The 5,509-nt window shown below is 45.5% G+C and carries 5 protein-coding genes; 1 reads left to right on the forward strand and 4 read right to left on the reverse strand.

Features of this window, described 5'->3' with window-relative positions:
• From WBA23_RS09425 to WBA23_RS09440, 4 genes are all read right to left on the reverse strand, one after another.
• Positions 1-1,037: efflux RND transporter permease subunit (locus WBA23_RS09425; RefSeq protein WP_424582026.1), on the reverse strand; the 1,037-nt coding region annotated here is incomplete at its 3' end.
• 124 nt (positions 1,038-1,161) lie between these two features.
• Positions 1,162-2,247: an efflux RND transporter periplasmic adaptor subunit gene (locus WBA23_RS09430; RefSeq protein WP_424582027.1), complete on the reverse strand. Its 1,086-nt coding sequence runs from the start codon at positions 2,245-2,247 to the stop codon at positions 1,162-1,164.
• Between the two features lie 146 nt (positions 2,248-2,393).
• Positions 2,394-3,194, reverse strand: coding sequence for an alpha/beta fold hydrolase (locus tag WBA23_RS09435; RefSeq protein ID WP_424582028.1), 801 nt, complete (start codon positions 3,192-3,194; stop codon positions 2,394-2,396).
• A 78-nt stretch (positions 3,195-3,272) separates the two neighbouring features.
• Positions 3,273-3,827 carry a hypothetical protein gene (locus tag WBA23_RS09440; protein WP_424582029.1) on the reverse strand — a complete coding sequence of 185 codons (555 nt, stop codon included), beginning with the start codon at positions 3,825-3,827 and terminating at the stop codon, positions 3,273-3,275.
• Between the two features lie 29 nt (positions 3,828-3,856).
• Here WBA23_RS09440 and WBA23_RS09445 point away from each other — a divergent pair, with 29 nt between their 5' ends.
• Entirely contained in the window at positions 3,857-5,269 is a 1,413-nt protein-coding gene (locus WBA23_RS09445; protein ID WP_424582030.1) for a hypothetical protein, read from the forward strand.
• Positions 5,270-5,509 lie beyond the last annotated feature (240 nt).

A 5,509-nucleotide genomic window follows, 5' to 3' on the forward strand; every position in this document is an offset into this window, starting at 1 on the left:
GCTACCAACGTAAAGGCTACGATAATGGTCTGCTGTACTTCCGCCACCGATTCGCGGATGTATTCGGTTTTATCGAAGCCAATACCTACTTCAATATCTTCGGGCAGGTCCTTCTTAATAAATTCTAGCCGCTGATAAAACTGATCGGCAATCTCAATATTATTCGCTCCGGGTTGGGTTCGAATGGCTAAGCCCACCATTGGGATACCCCCGCGTTTCAGCAGCGTTCGTTCGTTTTCAGGACCCAGTTCAGCACTACCGATGTCCTTAAATTTAACGACCGTCTGCTCTGATTCTTTAATAATCAGATTGTTGTAGTCTTCCGGCGTATTGATCCGGCCCATCGTGCGGACGGTCAATTCGGTATTAAGTCCTTCTACCCGACCAGACGGAAGTTCCACGTTGTCGCGCTGTACTGCGCTTAGCACATCTAGCGGAGTAAGATTGTAGGCCGCTAGTTTGTCGGCATCCATCCACAGGCGCATCGAGTAGCGTTTATCGCCCCAGATACTAATATCACTCACTCCCGAGATGGTTTGTATTCGTTCCTTAAAATCGTTTTGAGCAATGGCTGAAAGCTCCAACAGCGAACGTTTGTCACTCTTAATATTCAGAAAGATAATCGGACTAGAATCAGCGTCAGCCTTACGGACGATAGGCGGATCGGCATCAGGGGGTAAGCGGTAGACGGCCGCAGACACCTTATCTCGCACATCATTAGCTGCCGCTTCCAGGTCGACGTCCAAGTCAAATTCAGCGGTTACCGTGCTGCGCCCATCGCGACTTACGGAGGTCAGGCTTTTAATACCGGCTACTCCGTTAATGTATTCTTCCAGTGGTTCGGTAATCTGCGACTCAATAACGTCGGCATTCGCTCCGGTATATTCAGTGGAAACCGAGATACGGGGAGGATCGACACTAGGGTACTCCCGCACTCCTAAAAACCGAAACCCTATGACGCCAAAAATGAGAATGATAATCGACATCACGATGGCTAACACCGGTCGCTGAACACTGATAGAAGATAAACTGGCCATGTATAGAGATTACAAATTGAGTGAATTGTTGAATGAGAGAATGAATGAATAGTTGAGTACCACTTGACTATTTGTTATTACTCATCATCCGTTAATCATTGCTAACTGTACATTGTTAATTGAACTACTGGGTGAGCGTAACATTTACCGGACTGCCTGACTTAATTTGTAGAATACCCGAGGTTACGACTGTGTCCTGCTGATTAAGTCCTTCGGAAATTTCTACGTCTTTATTGGTACGAATGCCCACCTGGACTTTACGTTCTTCTATCTTTCCTTGCTTCGCTATAAATACTTTATGACCATTTAGTTCGGGGATTACCGCCTGAGTAGGCACCATCAGGGCATTATCTTCCCGGCTTAAAATCAGACTTATTCGAGCAAACTGGCCGGGTAGTAGCCGACGATTTTTATTGGGGCTGATGGCGCGCATCTTCAGGGTGCGGGTCGCCGGATCAATCATTGGGTCAATAGCGTAAATTTTACCGGTAAACACATCATCGGACGCATCAGTACTAAACTCAACTTCATCATCAACCTTTATATCATTACTGTAGCGGCCGGGTACTGAGAATTCTATCTTGGCCGGATCAATATTAGAGAAAGTAGCAATAATTGTTTGGGGGGTGATATAACTTCCCATACTCACGTAGCGCAGCCCGATCACACCATCGAACGGAGCCCGAATCTGGGATTTAGCAATCTGGGCTTCCAGCACCTTAATATCCGCCGCCGACGTATTTAACTCAGTGAGGGCCTGATCGTATTCTTCCTGGCTAATCGCCTCTTTCTCCAGCAGTAGCCGCTGGCGGTACTCCATATCCTCGCGTAGTTTGCGGGTATACTTAAGCTTCTCGAGCTGGGCCTTCAGTTCTTCGTCGTTGATAGTAATTAGTAGTGTGCCCCGCTTTACTTCCTGCCCCTCCTGAAAGTGGATGCCCGTTACTTTACCTAAAATCTCACTACGGATTTCCAGAGACTCATTAGCCAGCACCGCTCCGGTTACCTGAATCTGATCGCTGAGCCGCTTGGGTTTTACCACCACCGCATTTACCGGAATTGCTTGGGTAGTCTCAGGAGCCGAAGCGGCGGTCACCGTGGCATTAGGCCCACTATCATCGCTAAATAGGTTAAGCTTCGGTAAAGCAACTAAGAAAGCGATTAATAGAATGATGACTACCGTGAGGATAGTTTTAACTTTGGAATTCATAGATTAATGGCAGTGTGTTGATAATGGTTCACGCAAGCCTGTCTTTCGAGCTGTTGTTACCAGAATTATAGTATTCTAACGGGGAACCGATTACGAAGATCGTCGATTAGTTTGTATTATGTCTAATATTTTAAGGATTCCGTCTATTATTCCGCATTAGAAATCAAGGTATGACAATTAATAAACTGAAGAGCTTCGTGATTAAACACATCCGGCCGCTCTACATTCACTACGTGACCGCAATTTTCGATTACCCGAAGTACTGCCTGTTGGTGTAATTCCACAATTCGTTTCACCGGGGGCAGAAACATGTAGTCGTGCTCACCCATCACGTATAAGGTAGGAATATTAATATCTTGCTCTTTGAAGTATTTGAGCAGAGGATTTACTTCGTAGGTAAGTTTATACCAGCGCAGAAACTCTTTTTTATAAAGTCGCTTGGCCTCACGAATAAACAGATTGCGAGAAACCTGATCGCGTTTGCTAGGCATAATCACCCAAGCAAATAATCGGTACAACCACATATAGGGCATAAACCGCTTAAACATATGACCCATATACACCAAAAACCGAGAGCGAACATTCAGACGCGTAATGGCCCCACAGAGTACCATAGATCGCAAACGTTCGGGAGCTAATTCACCAATAGTGCGAATAATGATGGAGCCTAGCGATACGCCTACGAAATGAGCTTGCTTAATTTTCAGGTGTTCTATCACCTCTAATATATCCCGTCCAATATCCTGAAAAGAATATTTATTCTCTACGTACTCCTTCAGCAATTCTTTAGAACGACCGTGCCCCCGCAAGTCTATGAGTAGTACGTTGAATTGTTCTTTAAACGCTTTAATTTGCTGATACCAGATAGACGAACTCCCCCCCGCGCCGTGAATAAACACAACCCAGTCTCTTTTTTCATCCGAACGATATTCTCGGTAAAACAACATAAGCGAATCAAAAGTACTGGATAAACTGGTTTTCTCTTAATAGGGTTGGGGAAAACACAAAGTTTTTAAAATTACCGTTTAATAAAGGTCAACCAATCGGTAGTAATCCACCATAGTTTTGCGGAAAGCTTCCCGCTCGGATCGTCGAGCTAAAAAGGGAACCTGCTCGCCTTCCGGACTCGGGATATACAACTGGTGTTTGTCTTGTAAACTGTTATAAATACGGCTAGCCAATTGGTAGTGACTTTCTTTGTTTCCCGGCAGATATTCGTAGGTGCCTTGTTGCTGTTGCGCCGTATCCTGCCAAAAAATGGTTAGTGTATCCTGCTGTTGAAGGTACGCATTCGGTTCGGTAATTATGTAGGCCTCATCGTAACGCCAATTGATAACAATTGCTACGTTCAGGATAGGCTGATCCTCTACCTGATTGCGTTCTTTAATCCGATAAATTTCTAATTTAGCGGCATCCATTGTTTCCTTATCGTAGTAGCCCTGCCGAACGTTTTTAAAGAACAGCTCGGAAGCATCGGAGGTAGTAAATTTAGCTTCCGCATCATTCACTTTTCGTTCCTTATCCGGATTACAAGCCAACAGCCCAGCTATGATCAGCAGGGCACATAATATTTTTTCCATACAATAGTCCTAACCGTCTGGGCCGAACAATGGTTTACTGGCTAATCTGCTTATATTCGCTAGTAAAGATTGTTCTGATGATTTTAAAGCGCACTATAAACTACCTAATTACCGCACTCCAGATAAATAGCGTGGATAACCGCTTGCTTTCATTGTTGGCAGGCAGTATTCTTTTGGCTTGCTCACCTGAACCGCAAATTGATCAGTACGATGCTTTTGGGGGTTATACCGGAATACAGCGAGAGGCTACCGGTTGGTTTAGAGTAGAGAAGGTGAATGACCGCTGGATGTTTATCACCCCGCAGGGGCACGGGTACATTGCTCTGGGAGCCAACCATACCGGCCGTTATCTGAACGAACGAGAACAATCAGCCAGCTTGTACGAACGGATAGGCGATAATCGTGAAGAAGCCGAAGAAACAATGTATCAGGCTTACGTAGAGTCGGGACTAAACGCGGGGGAAGCGTATAAACCGCTTAATTCTTATCTTAAAAACCGCCTGCCCCACATTGCTCATTTTGATTATCCTGATAGTAAGCACGCTTTCGATATTTTTGATGATTCGGTACAAGCCGCTTTTCGTCAGCACTTGCTACCCCGATGCCAAAGCACTGCATCCGATTCATTAGCCCTAGGAATTGCTTTTGTGGATTTACCCATCTGGGATGTTCGCCGAGTGGATTTTTATCGTTCGCTGCCCCCTTCGGCTCCCGGAAAACAGCAGTACCAGAAGTTTCTGATGGATCAGTACGCGACCATTGAAGAATTCAATGAGCACTACGGGACTTCGCTGACTTCTTTTGAAGAGCTGCTAGAAACTACCGATTGGGAGTTAGATACCAAGCAAGCCTCCGTGCAGCAAGATGATAACCTATTTATGGGACAAATTGCTGATGAGCTTTACCCTTTGCTTCGCGATATTGTGCGGGAAGGTGCTCCGAATCATTTATTTTTGGGCGAACGCTACGTGCTACGAATGGTACCCGAGCCAGTACTGCAAACCATAGCTAAATACGTAGACGTATTCTGTACCCAAGCTTTAATACTTAGCCCCCAGCGGCCACCCGAGTGGCAGATATTCCAACAGCCGGGCTACGACAGCACGTTTGCCATTGTTCAAAAACCGATAATTATCATTGATTGGGCTACTCCATTTAGTCTAGACGAAACCTATACCACGGATCGGGGTACGGTGAAAGAAGAAACTCAGGCTGCCGAAGACGTAGCCCAGTGGGTGAAAGCTGCTTTGGCTCAGCCCTACATTGTCGGTGTTTTCAAGTGTCAGTTCATTGGCACCCACGGTAACGATCGCTGGTTTCCCGAAGGACGAATGAAGCGAACGCTGTGGCAAGACGATGGCACCCCCTTTCCAATAATGACCAACCGAGTATCTCAGGCCCACCGCGAGGCTTTAAACAATGTGTATAAATCAGTTGAATAAAATGTGTTAGGGTGTTAGGGCCGTCATGGAATGATGTTAAGGTGTTAAGGCCGTCATGGAATGGTGTTAGGGTGTTAGGGTGTTAGGGCCGTCATGGAATGATGTTAGGGTGTTAACGTATTCCAGTGATCATTACGGAATATTCGTACATTATCGGTAACTTTTAACACTAAGAATTATAACACTATAACACTGCGTACCATAACACTTTAAAACCATGAACACTCCTTTCCACTTAGC

It is taken from the genome of Tunicatimonas sp. (genome assembly GCF_049647865.1).
Taxonomy (GTDB): Bacteria; Bacteroidota; Bacteroidia; order Cytophagales; family Cyclobacteriaceae; genus Tunicatimonas.

Bases quoted from the DNA above. Each gene is read 5' to 3' on its own strand.
- WBA23_RS09440 (WP_424582029.1), bottom strand. From the start codon at position 3,827: ATGGAAAAAATATTATGTGCCCTGCTGATCATAGCTGGGCTGTTGGCT.
- WBA23_RS09435 (WP_424582028.1), bottom strand. From the start codon at position 3,194: ATGTTGTTTTACCGAGAATATCGTTCGGATGAAAAAAGAGACTGGGTT.
- WBA23_RS09430 (WP_424582027.1), bottom strand. From the start codon at position 2,247: ATGAATTCCAAAGTTAAAACTATCCTCACGGTAGTCATCATTCTATTA.
- WBA23_RS09445 (WP_424582030.1), top strand. From the start codon at position 3,857: ATGGTTTACTGGCTAATCTGCTTATATTCGCTAGTAAAGATTGTTCTG.